Annotated in this window: 21 protein-coding genes; 12 read left to right on the top strand and 9 right to left on the bottom strand. The window is 67.8% G+C overall.

Annotation, left to right across the window (positions count from 1 at the left end; genetic code table 11):
- Positions 1-43: 43 nt before the first annotated feature.
- On the bottom strand, positions 44-1,600 hold the full coding sequence (locus tag RHCRD62_RS19120) for a class I adenylate-forming enzyme family protein (RefSeq protein ID WP_050066345.1): 1,557 nt from the start codon (positions 1,598-1,600) through the stop codon (positions 44-46).
- Between the two features lie 90 nt (positions 1,601-1,690).
- Here RHCRD62_RS19120 and RHCRD62_RS19115 point away from each other — a divergent pair, with 90 nt between their 5' ends.
- The 8 genes from RHCRD62_RS19115 to RHCRD62_RS19080 all read left to right on the top strand — a co-directional run bounded on the left by RHCRD62_RS19115 (position 1,691) and on the right by RHCRD62_RS19080 (position 12,045).
- Positions 1,691-2,884: a thiolase family protein gene (locus tag RHCRD62_RS19115; protein ID WP_050066344.1), complete on the top strand. Its 1,194-nt coding sequence runs from the start codon at positions 1,691-1,693 to the stop codon at positions 2,882-2,884.
- 52 nt (positions 2,885-2,936) lie between these two features.
- Positions 2,937-3,866, top strand: a complete 930-nt coding sequence (locus RHCRD62_RS19110; protein WP_050066657.1) for a winged helix-turn-helix transcriptional regulator — start codon at positions 2,937-2,939, stop codon at positions 3,864-3,866.
- A gap of 194 nt (positions 3,867-4,060) precedes the next feature.
- The gene (locus RHCRD62_RS19105; protein ID WP_050066343.1) at positions 4,061-5,722 is read left to right on the top strand and encodes an aldehyde dehydrogenase family protein; all 1,662 of its coding nucleotides are present in this window, start codon (positions 4,061-4,063) and stop codon (positions 5,720-5,722) included.
- Positions 5,723-5,724: 2 nt separating this feature from the next.
- Complete coding sequence (locus RHCRD62_RS19100; RefSeq protein WP_050066342.1) at positions 5,725-6,921, top strand: thiolase family protein; 1,197 nt, start codon at positions 5,725-5,727, stop codon at positions 6,919-6,921.
- 25 nt (positions 6,922-6,946) lie between these two features.
- Positions 6,947-8,686, top strand: coding sequence for a class I adenylate-forming enzyme family protein (locus RHCRD62_RS19095; protein WP_084734376.1), 1,740 nt, complete (start codon positions 6,947-6,949; stop codon positions 8,684-8,686).
- A gap of 2 nt (positions 8,687-8,688) precedes the next feature.
- Positions 8,689-9,216, top strand: a complete 528-nt coding sequence (locus RHCRD62_RS19090) for a PaaI family thioesterase (RefSeq protein ID WP_084734375.1) — start codon at positions 8,689-8,691, stop codon at positions 9,214-9,216.
- A gap of 2 nt (positions 9,217-9,218) precedes the next feature.
- Complete coding sequence (locus RHCRD62_RS19085; RefSeq protein WP_050066341.1) at positions 9,219-10,700, top strand: carotenoid oxygenase family protein; 1,482 nt, start codon at positions 9,219-9,221, stop codon at positions 10,698-10,700.
- Between the two features lie 106 nt (positions 10,701-10,806).
- Positions 10,807-12,045: an acetyl-CoA acetyltransferase gene (locus tag RHCRD62_RS19080; protein WP_050066340.1), complete on the top strand. Its 1,239-nt coding sequence runs from the start codon at positions 10,807-10,809 to the stop codon at positions 12,043-12,045.
- Between the two features lie 144 nt (positions 12,046-12,189).
- Here the strand turns inward: RHCRD62_RS19080 and RHCRD62_RS19075 are convergent, their stop codons facing one another.
- From RHCRD62_RS19075 to RHCRD62_RS19060, 4 genes are all read right to left on the bottom strand, one after another.
- Positions 12,190-13,797, bottom strand: a complete 1,608-nt coding sequence (locus RHCRD62_RS19075) for an AMP-binding protein (protein ID WP_050066339.1) — start codon at positions 13,795-13,797, stop codon at positions 12,190-12,192.
- 304 nt (positions 13,798-14,101) lie between these two features.
- The gene (locus RHCRD62_RS19070) at positions 14,102-15,727 is read right to left on the bottom strand and encodes an AMP-dependent synthetase/ligase (protein WP_050066338.1); all 1,626 of its coding nucleotides are present in this window, start codon (positions 15,725-15,727) and stop codon (positions 14,102-14,104) included.
- A 69-nt stretch (positions 15,728-15,796) separates the two neighbouring features.
- The gene (locus tag RHCRD62_RS19065; RefSeq protein ID WP_050066337.1) at positions 15,797-17,314 is read right to left on the bottom strand and encodes a flavin-containing monooxygenase; all 1,518 of its coding nucleotides are present in this window, start codon (positions 17,312-17,314) and stop codon (positions 15,797-15,799) included.
- Positions 17,315-17,351: 37 nt separating this feature from the next.
- Complete coding sequence (locus RHCRD62_RS19060; RefSeq protein WP_050066336.1) at positions 17,352-18,125, bottom strand: SDR family NAD(P)-dependent oxidoreductase; 774 nt, start codon at positions 18,123-18,125, stop codon at positions 17,352-17,354.
- 192 nt (positions 18,126-18,317) lie between these two features.
- On the opposite strand from RHCRD62_RS19060, the gene RHCRD62_RS19055 reads away from it, so the two are divergent.
- Positions 18,318-19,208, top strand: coding sequence for a crotonase/enoyl-CoA hydratase family protein (locus tag RHCRD62_RS19055; RefSeq protein ID WP_050066335.1), 891 nt, complete (start codon positions 18,318-18,320; stop codon positions 19,206-19,208).
- Between the two features lie 43 nt (positions 19,209-19,251).
- A complete protein-coding gene (locus RHCRD62_RS19050; RefSeq protein ID WP_050066334.1) occupies positions 19,252-19,806 on the top strand; it encodes a TetR/AcrR family transcriptional regulator in 555 nt (184 codons plus the stop codon).
- A gap of 142 nt (positions 19,807-19,948) precedes the next feature.
- On the opposite strand, the gene RHCRD62_RS19045 is transcribed toward RHCRD62_RS19050, so the two are convergent.
- The 4 genes from RHCRD62_RS19045 to RHCRD62_RS19030 all read right to left on the bottom strand — a co-directional run bounded on the left by RHCRD62_RS19045 (position 19,949) and on the right by RHCRD62_RS19030 (position 23,704).
- A complete protein-coding gene (locus tag RHCRD62_RS19045) occupies positions 19,949-20,647 on the bottom strand; it encodes a TetR/AcrR family transcriptional regulator (RefSeq protein ID WP_157050988.1) in 699 nt (232 codons plus the stop codon).
- A gap of 92 nt (positions 20,648-20,739) precedes the next feature.
- Positions 20,740-22,122: a phosphotransferase family protein gene (locus RHCRD62_RS19040; RefSeq protein ID WP_367379653.1), complete on the bottom strand. Its 1,383-nt coding sequence runs from the start codon at positions 22,120-22,122 to the stop codon at positions 20,740-20,742.
- Entirely contained in the window at positions 22,113-23,297 is a 1,185-nt protein-coding gene (locus RHCRD62_RS19035; protein ID WP_172671102.1) for an acyl-CoA dehydrogenase family protein, read from the bottom strand. The genes RHCRD62_RS19040 and RHCRD62_RS19035 overlap by 10 nt, the downstream gene beginning before the upstream one ends.
- A complete protein-coding gene (locus RHCRD62_RS19030; RefSeq protein WP_253277389.1) occupies positions 23,294-23,704 on the bottom strand; it encodes a nuclear transport factor 2 family protein in 411 nt (136 codons plus the stop codon). The genes RHCRD62_RS19035 and RHCRD62_RS19030 overlap by 4 nt, the downstream gene beginning before the upstream one ends.
- A gap of 83 nt (positions 23,705-23,787) precedes the next feature.
- Between RHCRD62_RS19030 and RHCRD62_RS19025 the strand changes: the two genes are divergently transcribed.
- Both RHCRD62_RS19025 and RHCRD62_RS19020 read left to right on the top strand, forming a co-directional pair.
- The gene (locus tag RHCRD62_RS19025; protein WP_050066331.1) at positions 23,788-24,354 is read left to right on the top strand and encodes a VOC family protein; all 567 of its coding nucleotides are present in this window, start codon (positions 23,788-23,790) and stop codon (positions 24,352-24,354) included.
- A 19-nt stretch (positions 24,355-24,373) separates the two neighbouring features.
- Positions 24,374-25,012: a carboxymuconolactone decarboxylase family protein gene (locus RHCRD62_RS19020; RefSeq protein ID WP_050066330.1), complete on the top strand. Its 639-nt coding sequence runs from the start codon at positions 24,374-24,376 to the stop codon at positions 25,010-25,012.

The following is a 25,012-nucleotide window of genomic DNA, read 5'->3' as shown; positions in this document are numbered from 1 at the left end:
GTGTCCTCTTTCGAAGTCTGTCGCTGTAAGTGTTTGTGGGAGTTCACGATGCGGCTGCGACAAGGCCGTCGAGCAGCTCGGCGGCCGCGGCTCGATCGACCTTTCCGAGCGCGGTCAACGGGAGCCTGTCGACGCGGTGCACGGCCTTGGGACGCTTGTAGTCGGGCAGGCGCGTTCGGCTGTCCGCCAGCACGGCGGCGTCGGTGACGCCTGCGTCGGCCGAGGTGTACGCGGCGACGATGCGCTGCCCCCACAGCTCGTCGGGCAATCCGACGACGACGACGTCGTCGACACCGGGGATCGCGGAGATCGCCTCCTCCACCTCACGTGGATAGACGTTGTACCCGCCGGTGATGATCATGTCCTTGCTGCGTCCGGTCAGGTGGATGTACCCGCCGGCGTCCCGGTAACCGAGGTCTCCCGAGTAGAGGAACCCGTCGACGTGGCTCTTGCCGAGATCGGTTCGCGTGCCCGCATTGTGGTAGCCGGGACTGACGGCAGCACCCGACACCACCAGTTCGCCGATCTCCCCGTCGGGGCAGCAGACGTCGTCCGCGCGGAACTCGACGGCCGCCTCAGGACAGGCGCGTCCCACGGTGCCGAGCACGTCGGCGTCGTGGAGCACACCGCGACGGTGATCGTCCGCGGTCAGCACGGTCAGCGGCGGGATCGCCTCGACCATGCCGTAGTACTGAACGAGGTTGGGCGTGATGCGGTGGTAGGCCTGTCGAATGTGCTCGACGGGCATCGGCGCCCCCGCGTACGCGAGCATGCGCATGCGCCGCATCACGGACAGCCGGGCGTCATCGAAGTCGAGCAGTCGCGCGACGACGGTGGGCACGAGCGCGGTGTGGGTCACCGAATGCGCCGCAACGGCATCGATCAGACCGGCCGGACCGACGTGGTCGAGAAGGATCTGGCGCCCACCCGCCTCGAGGAACGGCAGCACGAACAGCCCGCTGGTGTGAATGACGGGCCCTGCGTGCAGAAACACCGCCGGGTCACCGCCGTCGAGGGTTCCGGCGAGCACGTGCTCCCGCATCGCCTGCAGCGATGCCAATCGGTTCGCGTGGGTTCGCCTGGCGCCCTTCGGGACTCCGGTGGTACCGGACGAATAGTGCAGTGCACACAGTGAATCCGCATCCGGCGTCGGCATCTTGGCATGCCGCGGGGTCCTGGCCGCCACCTCGTCGAGGGTCGGTCCGTTCGATGACGCCCCGTCGGCGGTGATCACCGTCGGCACGATCGTCCGTGCGGTGAACTCGGCCGCACCGTCGATCCCCGTGTCGACGATCAGTGCGCCCGGTGTGCAGTCGGCGACGATGCGTTCCCAGTCCGCCGGACCCACACGCGGATTGACGGCCACCCGGACGAGCCCACCGATCGCGAGTGCGAGGTCGACCTCCACTGCTGCGACGGAGTTGCCGAGCAGGACCACGACCGTTGTCCCTGCCGTGATGCCGAGGTTGTGCAGGCCTCCCGCCAGCGCGTGCGCCCGATCGGACAATTCCGTGAACGTCCGAGTCGCGTGATCGTCCGCGAGGGCGACCGCGGGCCCGTATCGATCTGCCGCGGTTCGGACGACGTCGGCGATGGACATGAGGCTCCCTTCATTCGCTACAGTTATTGAAGTAGACAACGGCGGGCGATTTTCCGCAAGGACCACGCCCCACCGCACAGGAGGAAGCCCATGTCCCGATCCCTGTCCCCGTCGGACCGACTCACCCCATGGGTGATCGACGCGGTCCGGACTCCGTTCGGCGCCGCCCGCGGTGCCCTCTCCCACGTTCGGGCCGACGACCTGGCCGCACTGCCGATCGCGGACCTGGTCCGCAGACACCCCACCCTCGACCCCGGCCGGATCGACGACGTCGTGTGGGGAAACGCCAACGGTGCAGGTGAGGACAACCGCAACGTGGCCAGGATGGCAGCACTGCTCGCCGGGCTCCCCCACACGATTCCGGGCGTATCGGTCAACCGGCTGTGCGGCTCCGGCGCCGAAGCGATGCTGTCCGCGGCCAGGCGGGTCGCCGTCGGCGACGCCGACATCGCGATCGCGGGCGGCTCGGAGTCGATGAGCCGCGCTCCCTACGTGCTACCGCCGGTGGACTCGGCGTTTCCCCGGTCGATGGAGCTGATCTCCACGACGGTCGGCTGGCGCATGCCGAACCCCCAGTTCCCCGCCGCCTGGACCGAGACCCTCGGCCGGTCGGCGGAACTGGTGGCGCAGCAGGTGGGCGTCGGCCGCGTAGAGCAGGACGAATGGGCGCTGCGGTCGCACGAGCTCGCGGGCCGGGCCTGGGCGTCGGGGGTGCACGACGGGTTCGTCACCGCGCACCCGAACCTCGACCGCGACGAACCGATCCGCGAGACCACCCTCGCGACCCTGTCAGCCCTGCGTCCGGCCTTCTCCCGCGACGGCAGCGTCACCGCGGGGAATGCGTCGCCTATCAGCGACGGAGCGGTTGCGGCGCTGGTCGGTACCGCGTCCGTCGCCGACGAACTGGGTGTCGAACCGCTCGGCCGGATCCTGGCGTCCGCTGTCGTCGGAACCGAGCCCGACAAGTTCGCGCTGGCACCGGTGCCCGCCGTTGCGAAGGCGCTGGACCGTGCGGGTCTCGGGCTCGCGGACGTCCGAGTGCTCGAACTGAACGAGGCATTCGCCGCGGTGGTGCTGTCCTGCCTTCGCGAAATGCCCGGCATCCCGGTCGACCGGGTCAATCCCTTCGGCGGCGCGATCGCCCTGGGTCATCCGCTGGGCGCGTCGGCGGCTCGGATGGTGGTGGACTGCCTGCGCCATCTGCGCCGGCTCGGCGGCGGAATCGGAGTCGCGGCGGCGTGCATCGGCGTCGGCCAGGGCATCGCTATTGTGTTGGAGGCCTGACAAACGATCCGAATGACACGATCGTCGCGGGCAGTGCCGGGAGGTGGGTGACGTGGCCGTAACCGGGGCCGCCGCACCTCAGGGCCCGGTCGCGCAAACCATCGACCTGCTGGGTGACCGACTGACCCTTGCCATCCTGCGCGAGGCGTTCGTCGATCACGTGCGCCGGTTCAGCCAGTGGATCGACCGAACGGGCGCTCCCCCGGCGATGCTGACGGCACGACTGAACGCACTGGTCGAGGCAGGCGTGCTCGAGCGCCAGCCGCAGCACAGTGGCCACGATCGGTACGACTACCTCATGACCGAGCTCGGCATCGCGACCTGGGAGATCCTGGCCAGTATCTGGACCTGGCAGCGCGAGTGGTCCCCGGAAGGGCGGCTGCAACCCGAGTTGATCCACGTCGACTGCGGGCACCGCGGACCGCCCGCGCTGATGTGCCTGCACTGCGGCGCCGTTGTCGGCCCGCGCGACGCGCACCTCGAACTGGACCGCGAGTCACTGGCGCTCGCCACGGGGAGCGGGCGGCGGCGATCGACCCGCAATTCCCCGTCCGTGAGCCGGGCCGATCTGCAGTTCACGGAGGTCATGGAGGCGATCGGCGACCGCTGGAGCGCGCTGGTCACCGGCGTGGCACTGACGGGGGTCCGCCGATTCGGCGAGTTCCAGGCGATCCTGAAGATCTCGCCGACGACCCTCACCGAACGACTGGGGCGGCTCTCCGAGATGCAGATCCTCACCCGGAGCGAACACGGCAACGGCCGCGAGTACGTGTTGACGCCGCGCGGTCGGGCCCTGTTCCCGATCTTCGCGTTCCTGCTGTCCTGGACGCAGGTCGCGCACCCCGATGCGCTCCCCCTCGGCCCGCAGATCCGCCACCGCGCCTGCGACTCCTGGCTGCTCCCGGCGCTGCGCTGCCGCGGATGCGACGCCAGGCTCGAGCGCACCTCCGTGCACTTCGAGCCGCTCCCGTTCCGCACGTAACCTCCGCGCCCGCCGCAGCAATTACCGCCCGCGACCGGTCCGACACAGTCGACCGTTGACAACCCGCATGTGTGCTGCTTCACTTCATTAACAGTAGTTGTTTCGGTCAAAGCGGACGAGCATCCCTCACCCCGGCGTCTCCCCCGCCGGCCGACCTACTCGCCACAGATCTGCTCACACAGGAACGAGCGCGAATGTTCTTCGAATCCCATCTCGAACTTCTCCAGGCCGCGGCCGAAGCCAACCGCACCCGCGCAGCGTGGACCGGGTACGCATCGATCACCCCACCCGACGCCGCACAGTCCGACGCCATCGTCGGCGCCTACGACGGTGCCACCCTGCGGCTTTCGTCTCCCACGGAATCGGTCGTCACCGCCGACGAGGTCTCCCCGTACACCGGGAAGGCACTGAACGTCAGCTATGGCGCCCCGTCCGTGGACGAGGCTCTGGTGGGCGCGGCGGCCGCCGCCACCGCGCTCCGGGATGCGGACATCGACCGTCGGATCGGCGTGTGCCTCGAGGCGCTGCACCGAATCCACCTCCGCGGCCAGGAATTTGCTGCCGTCACCGCGCACACCACCGGGCAGAGCCTGAACATGGCGTGCAGCGGCAGCGGGACGAACGCGCTCGACCGCGGCCTGGAGGCCGTCGCGATGGCCTGGTCCGCGATGAGACGGGTGCCCGAGAACGTCACCTGGCAGCAGAGATTCGGCAAGTCGGACGTGACGCTGCGCAAGCGGTTCCGTACCCGGCCGATCGGCACCGCGCTCGTCGTGGCCTGCGCCTCGTTCCCCGCGTGGAACGCCTACCCGGCGATCCTCGCGAACCTCGCGACCGGGAACCCGGTCCTCGTCAAGCCGCACCCCCGATCGGTGCTCGCCACCGCACTCGCGGTGGAGGTGATCCGCGAGGTGCTGGCCGAGGCGCAGCTGCCCGCCGATGCCGTCCAGCTCGTGGTCGACACCGTCGACGCCCCCATCGCCGGTGAGCTCGCCACCAGCCCCGAGGTGCGGATCGTCGACTTCACCGGCAGCCCCACATTCGGATCGTGGCTCGAACGCAACGTCCCGAACACCCTGGTGTTCACCGAAACCGCGGGCGTCAACACCGTCATCGTCGATTCCGTGTCGGACCTGTCTGCGGCGATGCGCACACTGGCAGGCGGGCTCTCGCTCTTCAGCGGACAGATGTGCACGACACCCCAGAACATCTACATCCCGGATGCGGGCGTGGACACGGACGACGGCGTGGTCTCCCGAGACGACGTCGTCGCGGCCCTGCTGTCGGCGATCGACGATCTCGCCGGAGCCCCCCGCCGGGCCGGAGCGGTGTGCGGCGCACTGCAATCCGAGGCGACGCTGCAGTCGATCACCGCCCTCGCCGACGCTGCCGAGGCGGACGGGACCCTGGTCCGCGGGCCGGCACCGTACGCCCATCCGGACTACCCCCAGGCCCGGGCCGTGACCCCGCTGGTCGTTCGGGTCGATCCGCGTCGAGGTTCGACGCCGCCCGACGGTGAACAGTTCGGCCCGGTCGCGTTCCTGATCGATTGCGCCGACGTCACGTCCGCGGTGAAGCACGCGACGGCGAGCATCCGCAGCCACGGCGCCATCAGTTCGTACTTCTACTGCACCGACGACGCGGTCGTCGACAAGGTCGCCGACGCCTACGCCGATGCCGGGGCGTCCCTGTCCGCGAACCTCGTGTCCTCGATGCCGATGCAGTTCGCCGCCGCCTACAGCGACTACCACGTCACCGGCCTCAACCCGGCAGGCAACGCAACCCTGACGGACGAGTCCTTCGTCGCCGGACGCTTCCGGATCGTGCAGGACCGCCGCCAGATCGAAGGGAAGTGACCATGTCCCAGTTCTCGTCCCGCGTCTACGTCTACGACGCCGTCCGCACTCCGAAGGCCCGTGTCCGGCGTCAGGGCGGCACGCTCGCCGACCTTCCCTCGCACGAACTGCTGGCCCAACTGCTCACCGCCCTGCAGGAACGCGGACTCCCCACCGACGCGGTCGACGACGTCATCGTCGGGACCAGTACCGCCTTCGGCGAACAGGGCGGAAACGTCGCCCGTGCCGGCGTGCTGTGGGCGGGCTGGCCGGACCACGTCGGCGCCGGGGTGGTCTCGCGACTGTGCTGTTCCGGACTGGAAGCCATCGAGTCCGCCACGGCGAAGGTGGCATCCGGTATCGCCGACATCGTCGCCGCCGGCGGTGTCGAGTCGATGTCACGGGTCCCGATGCTGGCGGACCGCCCGGCGTTCACCTCCGACGAGGAGCTCGGCGACCGCACCGGCTACGTCACGATCGGCGTCTCCGCGGACCTCCTGGCGGCGCAATACGGCTTGACCCGAACGGATCTCGACGCCTACGCGGTCACCTCACACCAGCGCGCCACCGCTGCACAGCCGTCGGCGGCGATGATCCCGGTCCGCGTCGACGGCACCACCGTCCTCGCATCGGACGAGGGAGCCCGCCCGGGTGTCACCCTCGAATCGCTCGCCGAGCTCGCCCCGCTCTTCGGCGAGGATCCGTCCTGGGACAGGGTGGCAAGACGTCTGCCCACCATCGGACGTCCGGACGGCGGCCTGCACACCGCGGCCACGGCCCCGCAGATGGCGGACGGCGCTTCGATGGCGGTCTTCGGTTCTTCCGCTGCACGCAACGTGATCGGCCGCGAGCCTATTGCCGAGGTCGTGGGTGTTGCGCAGACGGCCGTGCGTTCGCCCCTGCTCACCGCGGGTGTCGACGCGTCCAGGCGCGCCCTCGCGAACGCGGGAATCACCACAGGACAGCTCGACGTGATCGAGGCGAACGAATCGTTCGCCGCCTCCGCCCTGGTGATGACCCGCGAGTTGGACCTCGATCCGGCGAAGGTCAACCCTCTCGGCGGGTCGCTCGCCACCGGCCACCCGCTCGGCGCGAGCGGCGGCGTCCTCCTCGTCAACGCCCTCGATCGACTTTCCCAGGTGGACGGCGAATACGCCCTCGTCACCATCCCGGCGGCGCTCGGGCTCGGCGCCGCTGTCGTCGTCCGCCGACTCCGCTGACATCCCCACTGAACGTAAGGACGCCATGACCACCATCACGGACGGCCACGCCGCCAACCGTTTACGCCAGTGCCATCCCACCGACCGCGTCGACTTCTTCCTCGAGAACGAGTGGTGGTCGCCGCTGACCGTGCTCGACCTCCTCGACACCCAGGTCCGGACCCGGCCCGACGCCCCGGCGATCACCGATCCCCCGAACCTGCCGGCGCTGTGCGAGCGCGAACCGGAGGCATTCACGTGGCGGGAACTCGACGCCCGCGTCGACGAGCTCGCCGCCACCCTCCACAAGTCGGGAATCGGCCCGGGCGACGTCGTCGCGGTGCTGATGCCGAACTCGGCCGCCCTGAGCGCGATCTACTTCGCGCTGTGGCGTCTCGGGGCGATCGCGTCCCCGATGCCCGCCTCGTACCGACGGCACGAACTGACCCGGATCGTCGAATCCTCCTCGGCTGTCGCGATTGTCACCGTCAACACCATGGGCGACCGCACGCCGTCCGAGGAGGCACTCGGCCTGATCGGTGAGGTGCCGTCGCTGCGCACCGTCTTCACCTTCGGCCCCTCCATCGGCAACGACGGGGTGCCGCTGGACTCGGCACCCGCCACCGCCGACGAACTCGACGACGTCCGTCGCGCCTACACCGCCCTGCCCCGCTCGGTGAACGACTGCATCACCGTCTGCTGGACCAGCGGCACCGAGGCTGCACCGAAGGGTGTTCCGCGCTGCCACGGTGACTGGATCGCGGTCGGGCAGGCCGTGCAGGACGGCTTGGAGACGACCGAGGCGTCTGTCATGCTCAACCCGTTCCCGATGGTCAACATGGCCGGATTCGCGACGTCGCTGCTGCCGTGGCTGCTCGGCGGTGGTCACCTGATCCACCACCATCCGCTGGACATGGCCGTCTACCTCGATCAGCTCCAGCGTCACCGCGTCACGCACACGTCCATGCCGCCCGCGATCCTCACGATGCTGTTGCAGCGCGAGGACATCCGGAACGCACACGACCTGTCCGCGCTGCGTCGCGTCGGTTCGGGCGGTGCGCCGCTGCCTCCCGGCGTGGTGCGCGACTGGCAGTACAAGCTCGGCGTGGAGGTGCTCAACTTCTTCGGCTCCAACGAGGGCGTGTGTCTGCTCGGCGCGCCGTCGGATACTCCCGACCCGTTGGTGCGTGCCGAGTACCTGCCGAACTATGGGGCACGGTCCCGGACGTGGGCGACCACCGTGGCCGAACGGACCTCGGTGCGCCTGGTGGACCTGGCCACCGGCCTGGAGGTCACCGAGGTCGGCGGACGCGGCGAACTCCGCCTCAAGGGTCCGACGATCTTCGCCGGCTACCTCGAGGGGACCGCGGAGTCCAGCTCGTTCGACGAGGACGGATACCTGTGCAGCGGTGACATCTTCGAGCTGTGCGGGGAGGACGGCGAATACCTCAAGTTCGTCGACCGGAGCAAGGAGATCATCATCCGCGGCGGCATGAACATCGCACCGGCCGAGATCGAGGGCATCCTCATCGATCACCCGGCCGTCGCCGATGTGGCCGTCGTCGGCTACGACGACGAGGTCCTCGGCGAGAAGTGCTGTGCGGTGGTTGTTCCCGCGAACGGAGGCGACATCGCACTCGACGACCTCGTCGAGTACCTGCGCGCCAAGGAGGTCGCGTCGTTCAAGCTGCCCGAACGACTCGTCACGGTCGAGAACCTTCCTCGTAACCCGGTCGGCAAGCTGCAGCGTCGCGAGATCCGCGGCGAGGTCGCGAAGGTCGACTGACCATGGGAACAGCCGAAGCCGCCGGGTCGCCGGTCGGCAAGCCCCGCGAGACACCCACCGGGTCCGGTGGTGAGCTCGCCGACGAGTTGACCGCGATGTTCGAGGGCCGCTTCCCCGGCCTGGTCGGGATGCGCGTCCTGGAGGCATCCGGGACGGCCGTCACCGGCGAGCTGACGGTGCGTGAAGAGCTGCAGGCTCCGAACGGATACCTGCACGCGGCGACGGTCGTCGCGCTGGCCGACACGATGTGCGGTGTCGGTGCCCGACTCTCCCTGCCCTCCGGGGCATCCGGGTTCACGACACTCGAGGTCAAGACCAACTATCTCGGCACCGCGCGGTCCGGAACGGTCACCGCGGCGGCCACGCTCGTCCACGGCGGACGCCGCACCCAGGTGTGGGATGCCATCGTCCGCGACGGGGCCGGCGCGGCGATCGCACTCTTCCGGTGCACCCAGATGATCCTCTACCCCTCGCCGCCGCACCAGCATTCATCCACTCCACCCAACCTCAACACCTTCGAAGCGGAGTAGCCATGACATCCACTCAGTCCGGTGCGAACGGCGACCTCGTCGCCGTCGCGCGCCCGGTCGACGCCACCGACGAGAATCCCTACACCCTCGGGGTGTTCGCGCCGATCGCCGACGAACTGACCCTGGACGACCTCACCGTCATCGGTGAGATCCCCAAGGATCTCAACGGCGTGTACCTCCGTAACGGCCCGAACCGCCAGTTCGAGGCCCCGGGCCGCTACCACATGTTCGACGGCGACGGCATGATCCACGCGGCCCACTTCGAGAACGGGAAGGTGCGCTACACCAACCGGTACGTCCGGACCAAGGCCTTCCAGGAGGAGTCCGAGGCCGGCCGGGCCCTGTGGACGGGACTCATGGAGAACCCCGCGGGCAATCCGTGGGGCAACGGCCACGGCCTGGGAATCAAGGATTCCGGCAACACCGACGTCATCTACCACCGCGGTGAGATCCTGGCGACGTGGTACCTGTGCGGCACGCCGTACAGCATCGACCCGCTGTCGCTGGAAACGCTGGGCGCGCAGGACTTCCTGGGCACCTTCGCCGGTGACATGATGGCCCACCCGAAGGTCGACGAGGCCACCGGCGAACTGATCTGGTTCGACTACGGCCCCGACCAGGACTACCTGGGCTACGGCATCATCGGCGCCGACGGCACGCAGACGCACCGCACGCAGATCGACCTGCCGGGTCCGCGACTCCCGCACGACATCGGGATCACCGAGAACTACTCGATTCTCATGGACCTGCCGCTGGTGCAGGACCACGACGCGCGCCGGGCCGGCAAGTACCGGATCTTCTACGACCAGGAGCTCTCCGCTCGTTTCGCGGTCGTCCCCCGCCACGGCAGCGGCAGCGACGTGCGGTGGTTCGAGGTGAAGCCCTGCTACATCTACCACGTCGTCAATTCGTGGGAAGAGGGCGACGAGATCGTCATGGACGTGTGCCGGGTCAAGAACCCCCAGCACCAGACGACGTTCGCCTCGCCGCTGTCGAACATGCTCGCGTACATGCGACTCGACGCACAGCTCTACCGGTACCGCCTCAACCTGCGCACCGGGGCGACCGTCGAGTCCGCGCTCGACGACGCCAACATCGAGTTCCCGAGCGTGGATTCGCGGATCATGGGTCGATCGCACCGGTACTCGTACAACATGAGCCTCGCCAACGAGCCGACACTGCTCTTCGACGGCATCGTGCGGTTCGACTCGCAGTCCGGCACGAAGGAAGAGCACAAGTTCGGGTCCGGGCGTTGGGGTTCGGAGGCGCCGTTCGCCCCCCGCGACGGATCGACGGGTGAGACCGACGGCTACCTCGTGTGCTTCGTCAACGACGAGGCCGAGGACCGCGGCGAGATCAACATCTTCGACGCCGCGGATGTCGCCGCCGGACCCGTCGCCCGGGTCCTGCTGCCGCGGCGCGTGCCGTCCGGCTTCCACGCCACGTGGGTGCGCGCCGAGCAGCTGGCCGAGGCCCGCGGCTAGAAACCGAAGGAGCTTCCGGGCGATGCGGTCCGAGAACCGCGTCGCCCGGGAGCCTTTCGTGGTGTCTGCCTACCTCCCCAAACCCGTCACATCAAGGAGAAAACAGATGACGAACCCCGTCTACGTCCTCGGCGGAGCGCAGACAGACTTCGCCAGGAACTGGGCGAAGGAGGGACTGGGGCTGGTCGACATGATCGCCGAGACCGTGCCCGCCGCCCTCTCGAACGCACAGGTCGACGATCACGAGATCGGTGTCATTCACGTCAGCAACCTCGCGGGCGAACTCTTCGCGGGACAGGCCCAGCTCGGCGGCATGGTCGTTGCGGCCGTACCCGGACTCGACGGCCTGCCCAGCACGCGGCACGAGGCGGCCTGCGCCTCCGGCAGCACGGCGATCCTCGCCGCCTGCGCCGACATCGAATCCGGCCGCTACGACGTCGCGCTGGTGGTCGGCGTCGAGTTGATGCGCAACGTGTCCGCGAAGACGGCCGCGGAGTACCTGGGCACCGCAGCGTGGGCCGGACGGGAGGCGCTCGACGTCACCTACCCGTGGCCCGCACTCTTCGCCGACATCGCGCAGGAGTACGAGCGGCGTTACGGACTCGACCACGCGCACCTCGGACGTTTCGCGGAGATTGCGTTCGACAACGGGTCCCGCCACAACCTTGCGCAGACCCGGGACTGGGAGTTCCCGGCGGGTTCCTTCGACGAGGACGACGAGGTGAACCCCGTCGTGGAGGGGATGCTCCGCAAGACCGATTGCGGCCGGATCACCGACGGTGCCGCGGTCGTGGTCCTGGCCGGTCCGAAGTTCGCTCGGGAATGGGCGCAGCGGACCGGTGCCGATCTCGATCAGGAGGCGACCGTCGCCGGGTTCGGTCACCGCACCGCGACCCTGCTGCTCGCGGACAAGATCGCCCAGAGCGCAGACGACGACTTCCTGTTCCCGCACCTGCGCGGCGCTGTCGAGGACGCCTATCGGCGCGCGGGGATCGCCGGGGTGGACGACCTCGACGTCGCCGAGATCCACGACTGCTTCACCATCAACGGTCTGGTGACGCTCGAGCACATCGGGTTGGCAGACCCGGGTAAGGGCGGCGAGGTCGTCATGGACGGCTCTATCGAGCGCGGTGGACGCCTCCCGGTGAACCCCAGCGGCGGACTGATGTCGCACGGACATCCGGTGGGCGCCACCGGTATCCGGATGGTGCTGGATGCCGCACGGCAGGTCACCGGGCGAGCCGGGGACCAGCAGGTCGAGGGCGCCCGGCGCGCCCTCACCGTGAACATCGGTGGTTCGTTCACGACCGCGGTCGCCACGGTCGTCGTCCGAGGCGACCGGTAGCCGCAGATACGGGGACCCGTCGACGAAGGCGGGCCGGTGGCCCGGATAGTGACCTCGACCGTGGACATCGCCACGGTCGAGGGGCCCGGGCCACGGCGGCGCCGGGGTTCGACCCGACGTCGCCGCCCGCGACGCGACGCCGGACTACTCGGATGCCACCGACGTCGCCCACCGATAGTCGGCCTTGCCTGCCGGGGTCCGCTTGACCTCGTCCACGACCACGACCGAGCGCGGAATCTTGTATCCGGCGAGGGACTTTCGGCAGTGCTCCTGAACCTCGTCGAGGGTGAGCTCGTCGGTGCCGGGGTAGGTCGCGACGACCGCCGCGACCTGCTGGCCCATGCGGGGGTCGGGAATCGGCACGACGAGCGCGTCGGAGATCGACGGGTGCGCGTGCAGGGCGGCCTCGACTTCCTCGGCGAAGACCTTCTCGCCACCGGTGTTGATGCACTGCGAGCCGCGCCCGAGGAACACGATGGTGCCGTCCGCTTCGACTCGGCCCATGTCGCCGAGCACCGAGATCCGGACTCCGTCGGCGCGCGTCGGGAAGGTGCGCGCCGTCTTCTCCTCGTCCTTGTAGTAGCCGAGCGGGATGTTGCCGATCCGGGCGATGTAGCCGATGTCGTCGGAGCCTGCGGGAATCTGCTCGAACTGCTCGTCGACGACGATCATGTTCGCCGAGGGCGGCATTCGCAGGTTGCCTGCCTCGTCGACGGTGAATGCGCCGTCGTTGCCCGATTCGGACGCACCGAAGTTGTCGCGCAGCAACAGGTCCGGCTTCACCGCGAGCATTCGGTCCCGGACACTGGTCGACCAGATCGCGCCGCCGGACGTGATCGAGAACAGCGAGCTCATGTCGACATCGCCCTGACGGCGTTCCATCTCGTCGACCAGGGGCAGACCCATGCCGTCACCGACGATGAGGATCACCTGCACCCGGTCCTGCTCGATCGACTCGACGACCTTGGCCGGGTTGAAGTCCCGGCGCAGCACGACGCGCGCGCCGAGCGTGAAGAAGGTGAACAGCGAGTAGAGCGCGGCGCCGTGCATGAGCGGTGCCGCGATGAGGAAGGCGAAGTCGGGGAACTCCTTCGCGGCGGCGGCGACCTCGGCGAGGTCCTGTCGGGGCTCGTCGCCGTAGGGGTTGCCTCCGGACAGCGGCTTGCGGAAGAAGTCGTCCTGACGCCACATGACGCCCTTCGGGTACCCGGTCGTGCCGCCGGTGTACAGGACGTACAGGTCGTCGCCGGAGCGTGCCTCGAACTCGCGGGTCGCAGGCTGGTTGCGGGTGTCGGCGAAATCGACGAGGGCGACGCCGCGGCCGGCGGCGGCGCTGCGCAGTTCGTCGGCGACGTCGCCGACCACGAAGACGGTCCGGATCAGCGGGCAGGCCTCGAGCAGTCCGGCGAGTGTCACCTGGTGCTCGGTCAGCTCGACGACGACGGCGACGGAGTCGGAGTTGGTGAAGATGTACTCCAGTTCCGCGGGCGTGTACCGGTAGTTGACGTTGATCGGCACGGCACGGATCTTGATCAGCCCGAGGATGCTCGTGACGTGCTCGAGGCTGTTCTTCAGGAACAGGGCGACGTGGTCGCCGGTGGTGACGCCCGACTCCGCCAGCAGCGACGCCGTCCGGTTCGCCTCGGCGTCCAGCGCGGCGTACGAGAAGTTCTCCCCCTCGTAGCTGAGCGCGATGCGATCGGGCACCGCGGAGGCGACCGTTTCGAAGACGTCCGCAAGGTTGAACTGCATCGGATTCCTTTCGTCGGCCCAACTCGTACGAGGAGGTCCGTACAACCTAGAACAGGTTCCATCAGCGGACAAGCAAAACGAACCAACTAGTTTGATTAGCGCTCTGCGGCGCCACCGTCGAGCACCAGCGCGTGATTCCCGGCACCCGCCGAAGCTCGCCGCGGGCGGCTCGCCGATCAACCTGTTCGGTTCCGGCCGGCCTTCCGGTTCGACGACAGTGCCCCGCTGACGTGCTCAGCGGGGCACTCCGATGCGCTGGTCGAGGAATGGCGTGACAATCCACCATCGCTGCGACCACCACCGGCTATGCGTACAGAGCCTCGAAAACGTCACCGTACTTCTCGTGAACGGCACGCCTCTTGATCTTCAGACTCGCGGTGAGTTCGCCGCTTTCGGGGGTCCATTCCGTCGGAAGCACCCGGTAGCGCTTCACCTGTTCGACCCGCGCGAGGTCGTCGTTGGCCGACTCGACGGCCCGGTCGATCTCCGCGATCACGTCCGGATGTGTGGCCAGGTCCGAGTGGGCCTCGACGTCGATTCCGCGGGAGGTCGCCCACGCCGTTGCCGCCGCCTGGTCGAGAACGATGAGAGCGACGACGTACGGACGCCGGTCGCCGTAGGCAAGCGACTGGCCGACCAGTGGGTGCCTCGTCAGCAGGGCCTCGACCGCGGCAGGGGCGATGTTCTTCCCGCCTGCAGTGATGATCAGGTCCTTCTTCCGGTCGATGATGTAGAGGTGTCCGTCCTCGTCGATCCGCCCGACGTCACCCGAGTGCATCCAGCCCTCGTCGTCGGTCACGGGAACCAGGGATCCGTCCTGCTGGAGGTAGCCCGGGGACACGATGGGTCCGCGCACGAGGATCTCGCCGTCGTCGAGCAGCTTGATCTCGGTTCCTGGAATCGGGAGACCGACGGACCCGAACCGGAAATCGTCGGCACTTGTCGACGTGACCACGCCGGTTGCCTCGGTCATGCCCCATGCTTCGACGACGGCGAGGCCCTTCTCCCGCAGGTACTCCTGCACGTCCACGGACAGCGGCGCGGCAGCGCTGCAGGCCCAGATCACCTCGTCGAGTCCGATGTCCGCGAGCGACGAATCCGGGCGCGCCCGCAGTGCCGCGGCCAACTTCTCCCAGATTCGGGGAACTCCGAAGAGACTGGTCGGCCGCGTCTGGCGGAGCACCCCGACGAGCTGACTCGCGTCGGGACAGAACGTCACGTGGCCGGCCTTGTGAATGATCATGTAGACCGACACCATGCGTTCGGCGATGTGCGCCAGCGGCAGGTAGCAGACACTGCGGAAGTGATCGGGGGTCGGTGCGGCCGCGTCCCTGGCTTCGGCGTTGGCGATCACGTTGCGGTGGGTGAGCAGAACACCTTTCGGAACCCCCGTGGTGCCAGAGGTGTAGATCAGTGCGACCGGGTCGTCTTCGGTGATGCCCCGCCGGGTCGTCTCGAAGGCGTCGAGATCCGCCTCGTCCGTCACGACATCCGACCACGTGACGAAACGTTCGTCGTCGGCCGGGCGCGCCCCCGGATCCATGACCACGATGCGCTCGAGTTCTGGGAGCTGGTCGAGCACCGGCAGCCAGCGCTCGACTTCCGCGGCACCCTCGAGCACCGCCACGCGAGCCCGGCTGTGCTGCCCCAGATAGGCGATCTGCGAGGACGGCATCGTGCCGTAGACCGTTGCCGGGAGCGCCCCGAGATGCACGACCGCCTGATCCGTCAGCCAGTGTTCCGGACGGCTGGACATCATGATCGCGACGCGATCACCTGCCCGAACACCCAATCGGGACAGCGCCGCCGCGATCCGCGCGATGTTCATCCGGGTTTCACTCCAGGTGAGGACCTGGCCGTCGTGGGACAGCGCCGGCATGTCGCCGTACAGTTCGGCGTTGCGGTGGACCAACTCGGGAATCGTGGACATTGCAGATGCCTTTCACTGAGTGCGGCTTGAGCCCGCTCGGGTCGGATCGAACAACAACGCATATGTGCGTCAGCCGGCCGTCACAGCCGGCCGGGTGGATCGGGCGTACTCGCTCCGCAGGTAGTCGGAGCGGCGAAGCAATCGGGTGCGGAACCAGTAGGACAGAGTCGATTTCGGCCACAGCAGCGTGTTCCGTCCGGTAGCAGGGTCCTGATACCAGCTCGTGCATCCGCCCGCCTGCCAGACGGTCGCGGCGAGCCGGCCCTGCAGGTACTCGTTGAACCGGTCCTGGGCATCGCGCCGCACCTCGAGCGCACCGTCACGGCCCGCGTACCGCAGGCACCTGCTCATGTACCTGGCCTGGGCCTCGATCATGAACACCTGCGAGTTGTGTCCGAGGCCCGTGTTCGGACCGCACAGCAGGAAGAGGTTCGGAAAGCCCGCCACTGTCGTCCCCAGGTACGCCTCCGGTCCCGAATCCCATTGCGAACCGAGGGTCACCCCGCCACGGCCCCGAATCGGCACCCGGGTGAGTCCGTTCTGTGCGTCGAATCCGGTGCCGAAGATCAGGACGTCGGCATCGTGCATCTTTCCGTCCATGTCGATCACGGAACTCGCACGGACTTCCTTGACGCCCGCGGTGACAACGTCGACGTGCGGCTTGGTGAGGGCCGGATAGTAGTCGCTGGAGATGAGCAGACGTTTGCAGCCGATCTCGTAGTCCGGCGTGAGTTTCGCCCTCAGCTCGGGATCGGTGATCTGTTTTCGCAGGTGCCCCGAGGCCAGCGCCTTCGTGGGCCCCATCCTCGAGGTGTCCGAGACAAATCCCTTCGCCCGCTTCTCGTGGGTCCAGAACAGACTCGCGCGCCGCTTCCATCGTTTGATCGGGTTGCGGCGCATCTCCTCTCGCTCTTCCTCGCTGAAGGTGCGGTTCACCTTGGGGACGATCCAGGGAGCGGTCCGCTGGAAGAGCGTGAGTCCGGCGGTCTCGTCGACGATGGCGGGCACGAACTGGATTGCGCTCGCACCGGTCCCGACGACCGCCACCCGCTTGCCGGAGAGGTCGCACGTGTGATCCCAGTGCGCCGAGTGGAACACCGGGCCGTCGAAGTCGTCGAGTCCGGGTATCTGCGGGTACGAGGCATGGTGCAGGATTCCCATCGCGGACACCAGGAATCGCGCACGGAATGTCGAGCCGTCCTCCACGGCGACCGTCCAGGACCCGTCCTGTTCGTTCCAGTCCGCACCGACAACCTTGGTGCCGAAGCGAATTCGCTCGGCAATCCGGAGTTCTGTGCTGGTGTCGCGGAGGTACTGCAGGATCTCTTGTTGAGGAGCGAACAGGTGGCGCCAGTCCGGGTTCTGTCGGAATGAGAAGGAGTAGAGCGGTGACGGGATGTCGCAGGCACACCCGGGGTAGGTGTTCTCGCGCCAGGTTCCGCCCACGTCGTCACCCTGTTCGAGGATCAGGTAGTCGAGTTCACCTGCGCGGGCGATGGTTGCGGCAGCTGCAAGCCCGGAGAAGCCCGCACCCAGGACGAGTACGTCCGTCCATGTCGAATCGTCTTGCGGATTACTGGAGTTCATCGTCGATCCTGTTCCGTTCGTGGCAGCTACGAGCACATCAGCGGTAGAGGCCCTGCGTGTTGATCCCCGCGCCCCCGTCGACCCGGAGCGACTGGCCGGTGATCGCCCCGGCTCCGGACGACATCAGGAACAGCACCGACGCGACCACCTCGTCCACCTCGACCAGGCGTTTCATCGCAACGGTCCGCAGCACCCGCTCACGGGTCTCCGCCGGCATCGCGAGCACCTTGGGCGTGGCCACCAACCCCGGGACGATCGCGTTGACGCGAATCCCGGAGTCGGCCCATTCGGCGGCAAGGGTGCGGACGAGTCCGAGCACTCCTGCCTTGGCAGCGCCGTACGACACCTGGCCGGGCAACCCGTCCAATGCTCCCGTCGACGAGAACAGGACGAGGTTCGCGTTGCTGCTCGCGACCAGGGCTGGATAGGCCGCCTGCGCGGTCCAGAACTGGGACAACAGATTCGACTCGATGTCGTGACGAAAAACCGACGGCGAGAACGAGCCGGCGCGGTGAACGCTCGCCACGCTGGCGGCGGCACCGATCAGGCAGTCCAGCCCTCCGAGCAGGGACACGGCGCGTTCGACGGCGGCCGCCGCCGCCGCGTCGTCCGCGAGGTCCGCTTCGAGAAGCGGGATGGACACGACTCCGTCCGGCAGCGACGTTCCCGGACGGTCGATTCCGACGACCTCACATCCGAGTGCGACCAGGGCACCGACCAGCGCCGCCCCGATGCCTCCCGCCGCGCCCGTCACGACGACCTTCGTCCCGTGCCTCGGCCCCGTTGCGGGACCGACCGAGGATGAATTCATGACCCATGATCTCCTTCACGTACATAGGAGCTAGCCGAATATGGTTTGCGCCCAACAGAACTGGGCAGAGCAAGCAGCCGAACCGCTCGATTGCGGATCAAGCTACCCACGCCTTCCCGATTCCGTCAATGGGTGGACAACCGCGGAGATCCATAGCTAAAGTGAATTCAGTTTACCAACGAGAGGTGGAAAATGTACGAGACTTTGATCTACTCCGTCGCAGGTCCGGTCGCCACGATCACGTTCAACCGCCCCGACCGACTGAACACCATCGTTCCGCCGATGCCCGACGAGTTCCAGGACGCGATGACGACGGCGAACCGCGACCCGGAGGTCAAGGTTGTCGTCGTCCGCGGAGCTGGCCGATCCTTCTGTGCCGGATACGATTTCGGTGGAGGGTTCCAGCACTGGGGCGAGCAGATGAACACCGACGGCAAGTGGGACGCCGGCAAGGACTTCGTCATGGCGACCGCCCCGTCCGAAGCTCCGACCCAGAAGTTCATGAGCATGTGGCGCAGCCCCAAGCCGGTGATCGCCCAGATCCACGGCTGGTGCCTCGGAGGGGGTAGCGAAATGGCGCTCGGCGCCGACTTCGTGATCGCCTCCGAGGACGCGCGGATCGGCACCCCGTACGCGCGCATGTGGGGTTGTCACCTCTCCGGCATGTGGATCTACCGACTCGGGCTGGCGAAGGCCAAGGAGTATGCTCTGACCGGAAAACCTGTCTCCGGCGTCGAGGCTGCGGAGATCGGACTCATCAACAAGGCGGTGCCGTTTGCAGAGCTCGAGGACGAGGTCTCACGACTGGCCGAGCAGCTGTCCAGCATCCCGGTCTCCCAGCTCTCCGCGATGAAGCTCATCGTCAACCAGGCGTACGAGAACATGGGGCTGGCCAGCACGCAGACCCTCGGTCCGGTCCTCGACGGGCTGATGCGGAACACCCCCGAAGCGCTGGAATTCATCGAACTGGCAGAGCAGCAGGGCGTTTCCGCGATGGTGAAGGTGCGGGACAAGCCGTTCGGTGACTACAGCACCGCACCCAAGGAAGAGCAGCCGGACCCGAACAATGTCATCATCCCCTGACAGATCCCCCCAGGCGCTGACGGCCCGAGGAGACGCAACTCGGTTGCGTCTCATCGAGGCCGCCCGCGCTGAACTGCTGGATACCGGTGGCACCCTGGAGGTGGCCAAGGTCGCGGCTCGCGCCGAGACTTCTCCGGGGTTGCTCTATCGGTACTTCGGCGCAAAGGACGGCCTGGTCGCGGCCGTCGTCCACGCCTTCTACGACGCATACGACGACGCGGTGTTCGCCGTCACGGTGTCCTCGGATCTGGGCTGGATCGAAAGGGAACGGTTGCGTCTGTCGCGGGAGATCGACTTTCTGCGCGACGAACCACTCGCCCCGATCGTCGTGGGACGCCGGCTGCGTGAGCCGTCGGCGTCCCAGGCCGACGCGGAGCGCCTCGCGACACAGATCGACATGGCCGCTCGAAACATCTCTCACGCACAGCGGGGCGGTGAGGTCGATCCCGCGGTCGACGCACGACTGGCCGCAGCCGCCTTTCTCGGAGCGTTCCGCGAGCTCATGGCCGAGGCGATGAGCCGCGAGGTCCCACCGTCACGGGACGAGTTGCTGGACACCATCTGGCGCCTCGGTACAAGCATCATCCCCAGCACCTGACGATGCCGAAGCCTCTCGTGCACGGTCGGTTCCACGAAGGTCCCGACCGTGCACGAGAGCGGCAAGTGGCTCACGCCAGGAGACAGGGTTCACCGACCGCACGAGTCAGTGCCGCGCGCCGTCAACGGCGGGTTGCACCTGATCAGTGCTCCGACGACGAATGTTCCTGCCCGGCAACGGCATCGTCGCCCCGGTCCAGACCGAGGGCTCCGATGCACATCTGGTCCAGTGTGTCGAGCAGACCTTCCTCGTCCGCTTCGTCGCCTTGAACCAGCCACAGGTAGAGGGTGTGGTCGGTCATCGCGGCCATGGCCCGCGCGGCCATCACCGGATCGAGGGACGCCCTCGCCTGGCCCTGTTCCTGCCAGCGCGCGATGGCCTTGGATGTCCGCTCGATCAGTTGCCGACGGTGCTCATGACGGAGTTCGCGGAACTCGGCATTGAAGGTCGCGACCTGCTCGACGATGGCCATCATCTTCGCGTTGCGCCGGTACGCCTGGTAGTACGACCGATTCGTCGCGACCAGCCTGGCGGCGGGCGTCAGGTCGGGGTCGAGGGGTTCGCGACGGTGCACATCGTCGAACAGGCGCGTGCTCAACTCCTTGAACACGTCTTCCTTCGACTCGAAGTAGCGGTAGAAGGTTCCGTACGAGACGGACGCTTCCTGCGCGATCTGCTCCACCCGGGTGTCGAGGAATCCGACCTCCTCGAAGACAGTGCGCGCCGCGTCCAGCAGGCTGTCCCGAGTCTTTCGACCCCGTGCGGTCAGGGCGTCGACGGGCGGCGTCGCGGAGGGCGTACTGGCCGGTGGCTTGCTCACCATGAAAGTGTGAGCCAACATGACATGACTGTCAAGTCAGGTTAATGCTTCCCGTGAAACACACGTCCCCTCCAGCCTAGACAACGCTGGAGGGGACGAGGCCGAACGGAAACTCAGTGGCGCGACGCCGGGAGCAGATGCCGGGGATTCGCCACACCCAGTCGCGCGAGCACCGCAGTCGAGATCGGCCGACTCACGGCCGGGTCGGTGTACGCGACGGAGCCGGCGCGGATCTTCCCCGCAAGCTCGGCTTCGGACACGCAGCCGACGGCTGCGAGCAGATCCTGCAGGTCGCGCGTGCGGTCCTCGGCACCGAGTTCCCGCCCCGCCATGCCCAGCAGGTTGACGCAGATCCGGAGCAGGTACCGCTCGCGGTCGTGCGCGCCGTCGAGTACGGGCGCGACGTCGTCGCGCAGCGTGCCGGCGACAAGGTCGAGGATCTCCGACAGACTCGGGCGATCATGCAACGACGGACCGGGCGTTGTCTCGCCCGGCGGCACTTCGGTGCCGTCGAGCAGTCCCAGGATCAGCAGCAGGTCGTACTCGGACTCGCACACGCGACGCCCGATCGCGGCCAACTCGATCGAGTTCTCGGAACCGCCCAGGTGCCGCTGCGCCTGGAACCGGCTCAGCACCAGCCACCGCAGCGTTCCGTAGGTCTCCCACCAGTGCAGTTCGGCGTCGGACGGCCGGGTTCCCGTGGCACGTTCGTAGCCGTCGAGCAACTGTTCCCGGGTACCGATGCCAGCGACCGGCGGCTGCGCACCGAACCGCCAGGCTCGGACGCAGAGCCAGCCGAGGTCCTCGATCGGATCACCCAGGTGCGCGAGTTCCCAGTCCAGGACTCCGCGAATCCCGGCTCCGTCGACGAGGACATTGCCGAGCCGGAAGTCTCCGTGCACCAACGCGTCCGGGCGCTTGACGGGCCGGTTCTCCCTGAGCCATCGCAGCCCGACCTCGACCGCGGGACGGGGATCGTCGAGGTCCCGATACACGGACTCGAGCGCGTCGAGGGGGTCGCCTACGTCGAGCATTCCGAGGGTGTCCACGTCGGCGCGGTGGATCGTCCCCAGCACGAAACCCATGTCCTCTGCGAGATGCGTTCGTACCTCGGCGAGTTCGGGGTCCCGCTGCAGTTTGCGCGGGATCGACTCGCCCTGGACCATGTCCATCACCAGGTACGGGGCGTCGATGCCCGGTGCGGTGTCCCCGGACGCGAGCAGCGCGGGCACCGGAACCCCGACTGCGGCGGCGGCGCGCAGACAGGCCGCCTCGGCGCGCATCCGCTCGGCGTCGCCGTGCCCGGGCGGATCCCGACGCAGCACGACCGCGAGCGACTGCCCGTCCGCGTAGTGGGCCTCCGCTGCCCACACCTGACGGCTCGCCCCACCGGTCAGCTGCCGAGGCTCGGAGACGGTCATCGCGGTGCCGCGAGACTCGCTGAGCACCAATCCGATTCCGTCACCGAGGCTGACGGCGCCGTCGTTCACAGCCACGGCGCGGCACCCGGGTCACGCAGCAGCCGGCGCGCGGTCGACATGCGGTGCACCTCGTCCGGACCGTCGTAGATGCGCGCGTACCGCGCCTGCCGGTACATCCGCTCGAGCGGGGTGTCCGAGGTCAGGCCCAGCGCACCGTGCACCTGAATGGCGCGGTCGACGACGTCGTGCAGCATCCGCGCACCCCAGAACTTCACCAGCCCGATCTGGATTCGGGCGTCCGCGCCGGAATCCATCGTGCGCGCGGCATCGAGGGTCATCAGCCGGGCCGCGTGGATCTGCGCCGCGGATTCCGCGATGTACCGGTGGATCTCGCCCTTCTCGGCGAGCAGGGACCCGTGGACGTACCGGGTGTTCGCGCGCTCGCACATCAGCTCGTACGCGCGCTGCGCCTGACCGAGCCAGCGCATGCCGTGGAAGATGCGGCCCGGCCCGAGCCGGTCCTGCGCGACGACGAAGCCCTTGCCGCGCTCGCCGAGAAGGTTCGCGGCGGGCACCCGGACGTCGGTGAGGAGGACCTCGTAGTGGTCGCTGGGGTCGTGTCCCATGGTCGGAATCGACCGAACGATCTCGAAACCGGGCGTGTCGGTCGGCACGATGATCGCGCTGATCCGGGAGTGCCGAGGCGTCGACTCCGGCTCGGTGCGGGCGAACACCGTGCAGTAGCCGGCGTGAGCGACACCCGTGGTGAACCACTTGTGCCCGTTGATGACCCAGGTGTCACCGTCGAGTTCAGCGCGGGTCTCGATGAGCGTGGGATCGGAACCCGCCGCGTCCGGTTCGGTCAGACCGACCGAGGGCAGGAACTCGCCCGAGAGGATCGGCGGGATCCAGCGCCGCTTCTGCTCGTCGGTACCGTGCTTGTGCAGCATGATGGTGTCCTGCATGGACACCGAACCGACTGCCAGCTGGCCGAATTCGGATCGGCCGATGACCTCGTTGAGGTAGACGAAGTCCAGGAACGGCACTCCGCCGCCACCCACGTCGGCGGGGTGCCCGAGCGCCCACAGTCCGAGTTCCTTCGCCCGGGAACGCAGTTGTCCGAGCAGTTCGTGGGCGGCCGCGTCCTCCTTCGCGAGGACGGGTTCTGCCGGAATCACCTCGTCGTCGATGAACGCGCGCATCCGGGCGCACAGGTCGGCGATGGCGTCTTCGGGGTGGTTCACGGTCATGGGTGCCTCCTTGTGGCAGCAAGTTGCAGGGGCCGGGTGGCGGCCGAGTCGACGTACTCGTCGATGCGGGCGATCGACCCGTTCTCGACGCGCACGAACAGACTCGCAGGCACCTCGATCGGACCGTGGCCCGGAAGGCTCGCGCGCAGGACGTGCTGTTGCGCGAATCCGTCGGGGAGCAGGTAACGCCGGATGTCCTCATATCGGAAGTCCTCGAGGGTTCGGCCGAGCCAGCGGAGGGTGCGGAGGTTCTCCGCGACCGTCTGCTCCCGCCCGTCGTCGTTGTGCCAGATGCGCGCGTCCGGTGAGTACAGCTCGGTGAGTGCCGCCTCGTCTCCGCTGCACACGGCAGCGAAGAAGCGATCTGCGAGGTCGCCGAAGCCGGTATTGACAGATGACGTGGTCACAGTGAGACTATCCAAGAACATGACATGACTGTCAAGTCACGTAATGGCCCCTCACTCGGGCAGTCGTCCACGAAAGGTTCGCCATGAACACCACCAACCCGAAGTTCGAGTTCCGCGGCATCAACCACCTCGCGCTCGTGTGCTCGGACATGCAGCGCACCATCGACTTCTACTCGGGCACCCTCGGAATGCCGCTGGTCAAGACCCTCGATCTGCCCGACAACCTCGGCCAGCACTTCTTCTTCGACTGCGGCGGCGGAAACACGCTGGCGTTCTTCTGGCTGGCCGACGCACCGGACGGGGTTCCCGGAATCTCCGCGCCCGCGGGACTGCCCGGCCGCGACGAGCTCACCAGCGCGGTCGGCTCGATGAATCACGTCGCGCTTGCCGTCCCGCCGGAGAAGTTCGACGAGTACCGCAAGGCACTCAAGACCGAGGGCGTACCGCTGAGCATCGTCCTCAACCACGACGACAGCCCGGAGGGCGCGTCACGGGAGGTTCACGCAGGCACCTTCGTCCGGTCGTTCTACTTCCAGGACCCCGACGGCGTCCTTCTTGAATTCGCCTGCTGGACGCGCGATTTCACCGACGCCGACGTGTCGCACCAGCCGAAGACTGCTGCCGACCGCAACGTTCCCAGCGCTTCCTGACAGCCCGAAAGGACCAGCAATGCCCCGACTTCGTGAGGTCCCCCGCGCCGAGGTGACCGACGAGAAGATCCTCTTCTTCTACGACCGGCTCTTCGGCCCCGACAAGGACCCCGCCGTCGATCACGGCACCATCCACGCCACCCCCGGCGACTGGTGGACGGTGTTCGCCCAGTCCTCCGACGTGTTCCGCCACGCCGTACGAGGATTCGCCCTCTACCGCAACGCCGACCTCGACCCGCTTCTGCGCGAACTCGGCCAGGGCCGCGCGGGGTACGCGCGCGGTAGCCAGTTCGTCTTCTCCCAACACTGCAAGCAGATGCGTTCGCTCGGCATGAGCGAGGAGAAGATCGCCGCCGTCCCGCACTGGCAGGTCAGCGACCAGTTCTCGGAACTCGAACGCGCCGTCCTCGCCTACACGGACGGACTCGTCTACGACGGCGGCCGAGTTCCCGACGCGGTGTTCGCCGTCCTGCAGGAGAACCTGTCGGACAAGCAGATCATGGAACTGACGTACATCACGTGCATGTACGACATGCACGCCACCATCTGCCGCGCACTGAAGCTCGAGTTCGACGATCGTCCCGAACTCATCGAAGAGGTCCAGGTTCCCGAGGGCGTCGTCGTCGCCGACCTGTCCGCGGACCTGTCCGGCGAGTAG

It is taken from the genome of Rhodococcus sp. RD6.2 (assembly GCF_001040705.1).
GTDB lineage: Bacteria > Actinomycetota > Actinomycetes > Mycobacteriales > Mycobacteriaceae > Rhodococcus_G.
The sequence above is the reverse complement of the archived record's forward strand: the minus strand, read 5'-3'. Positions and strand labels throughout refer to the sequence as shown.

Excerpts from the sequence above, each read along its gene's own strand:
- RHCRD62_RS19120 (WP_050066345.1), bottom strand. The coding sequence starts at position 1,600 with ATGTCCATCGCCGACGTCGTCCGAACCGCGGCAGATCGATACGGGCCC.
- RHCRD62_RS19115 (WP_050066344.1), top strand. The coding sequence starts at position 1,691 with ATGTCCCGATCCCTGTCCCCGTCGGACCGACTCACCCCATGGGTGATC.
- RHCRD62_RS19105 (WP_050066343.1), top strand. The coding sequence starts at position 4,061 with ATGTTCTTCGAATCCCATCTCGAACTTCTCCAGGCCGCGGCCGAAGCC.
- RHCRD62_RS19100 (WP_050066342.1), top strand. The coding sequence starts at position 5,725 with ATGTCCCAGTTCTCGTCCCGCGTCTACGTCTACGACGCCGTCCGCACT.
- RHCRD62_RS19095 (WP_084734376.1), top strand. The coding sequence starts at position 6,947 with ATGACCACCATCACGGACGGCCACGCCGCCAACCGTTTACGCCAGTGC.
- RHCRD62_RS19090 (WP_084734375.1), top strand. The coding sequence starts at position 8,689 with ATGGGAACAGCCGAAGCCGCCGGGTCGCCGGTCGGCAAGCCCCGCGAG.
- RHCRD62_RS19085 (WP_050066341.1), top strand. The coding sequence starts at position 9,219 with ATGACATCCACTCAGTCCGGTGCGAACGGCGACCTCGTCGCCGTCGCG.
- RHCRD62_RS19080 (WP_050066340.1), top strand. The coding sequence starts at position 10,807 with ATGACGAACCCCGTCTACGTCCTCGGCGGAGCGCAGACAGACTTCGCC.
- RHCRD62_RS19075 (WP_050066339.1), bottom strand. The coding sequence starts at position 13,797 with ATGCAGTTCAACCTTGCGGACGTCTTCGAAACGGTCGCCTCCGCGGTG.
- RHCRD62_RS19070 (WP_050066338.1), bottom strand. The coding sequence starts at position 15,727 with ATGTCCACGATTCCCGAGTTGGTCCACCGCAACGCCGAACTGTACGGC.
- RHCRD62_RS19065 (WP_050066337.1), bottom strand. The coding sequence starts at position 17,314 with ATGAACTCCAGTAATCCGCAAGACGATTCGACATGGACGGACGTACTC.
- RHCRD62_RS19060 (WP_050066336.1), bottom strand. The coding sequence starts at position 18,125 with ATGAATTCATCCTCGGTCGGTCCCGCAACGGGGCCGAGGCACGGGACG.
- RHCRD62_RS19055 (WP_050066335.1), top strand. The coding sequence starts at position 18,318 with ATGTACGAGACTTTGATCTACTCCGTCGCAGGTCCGGTCGCCACGATC.
- RHCRD62_RS19045 (WP_157050988.1), bottom strand. The coding sequence starts at position 20,647 with ATGTTGGCTCACACTTTCATGGTGAGCAAGCCACCGGCCAGTACGCCC.
- RHCRD62_RS19035 (WP_172671102.1), bottom strand. The coding sequence starts at position 23,297 with ATGACCGTGAACCACCCCGAAGACGCCATCGCCGACCTGTGCGCCCGG.
- RHCRD62_RS19025 (WP_050066331.1), top strand. The coding sequence starts at position 23,788 with ATGAACACCACCAACCCGAAGTTCGAGTTCCGCGGCATCAACCACCTC.
- RHCRD62_RS19020 (WP_050066330.1), top strand. The coding sequence starts at position 24,374 with ATGCCCCGACTTCGTGAGGTCCCCCGCGCCGAGGTGACCGACGAGAAG.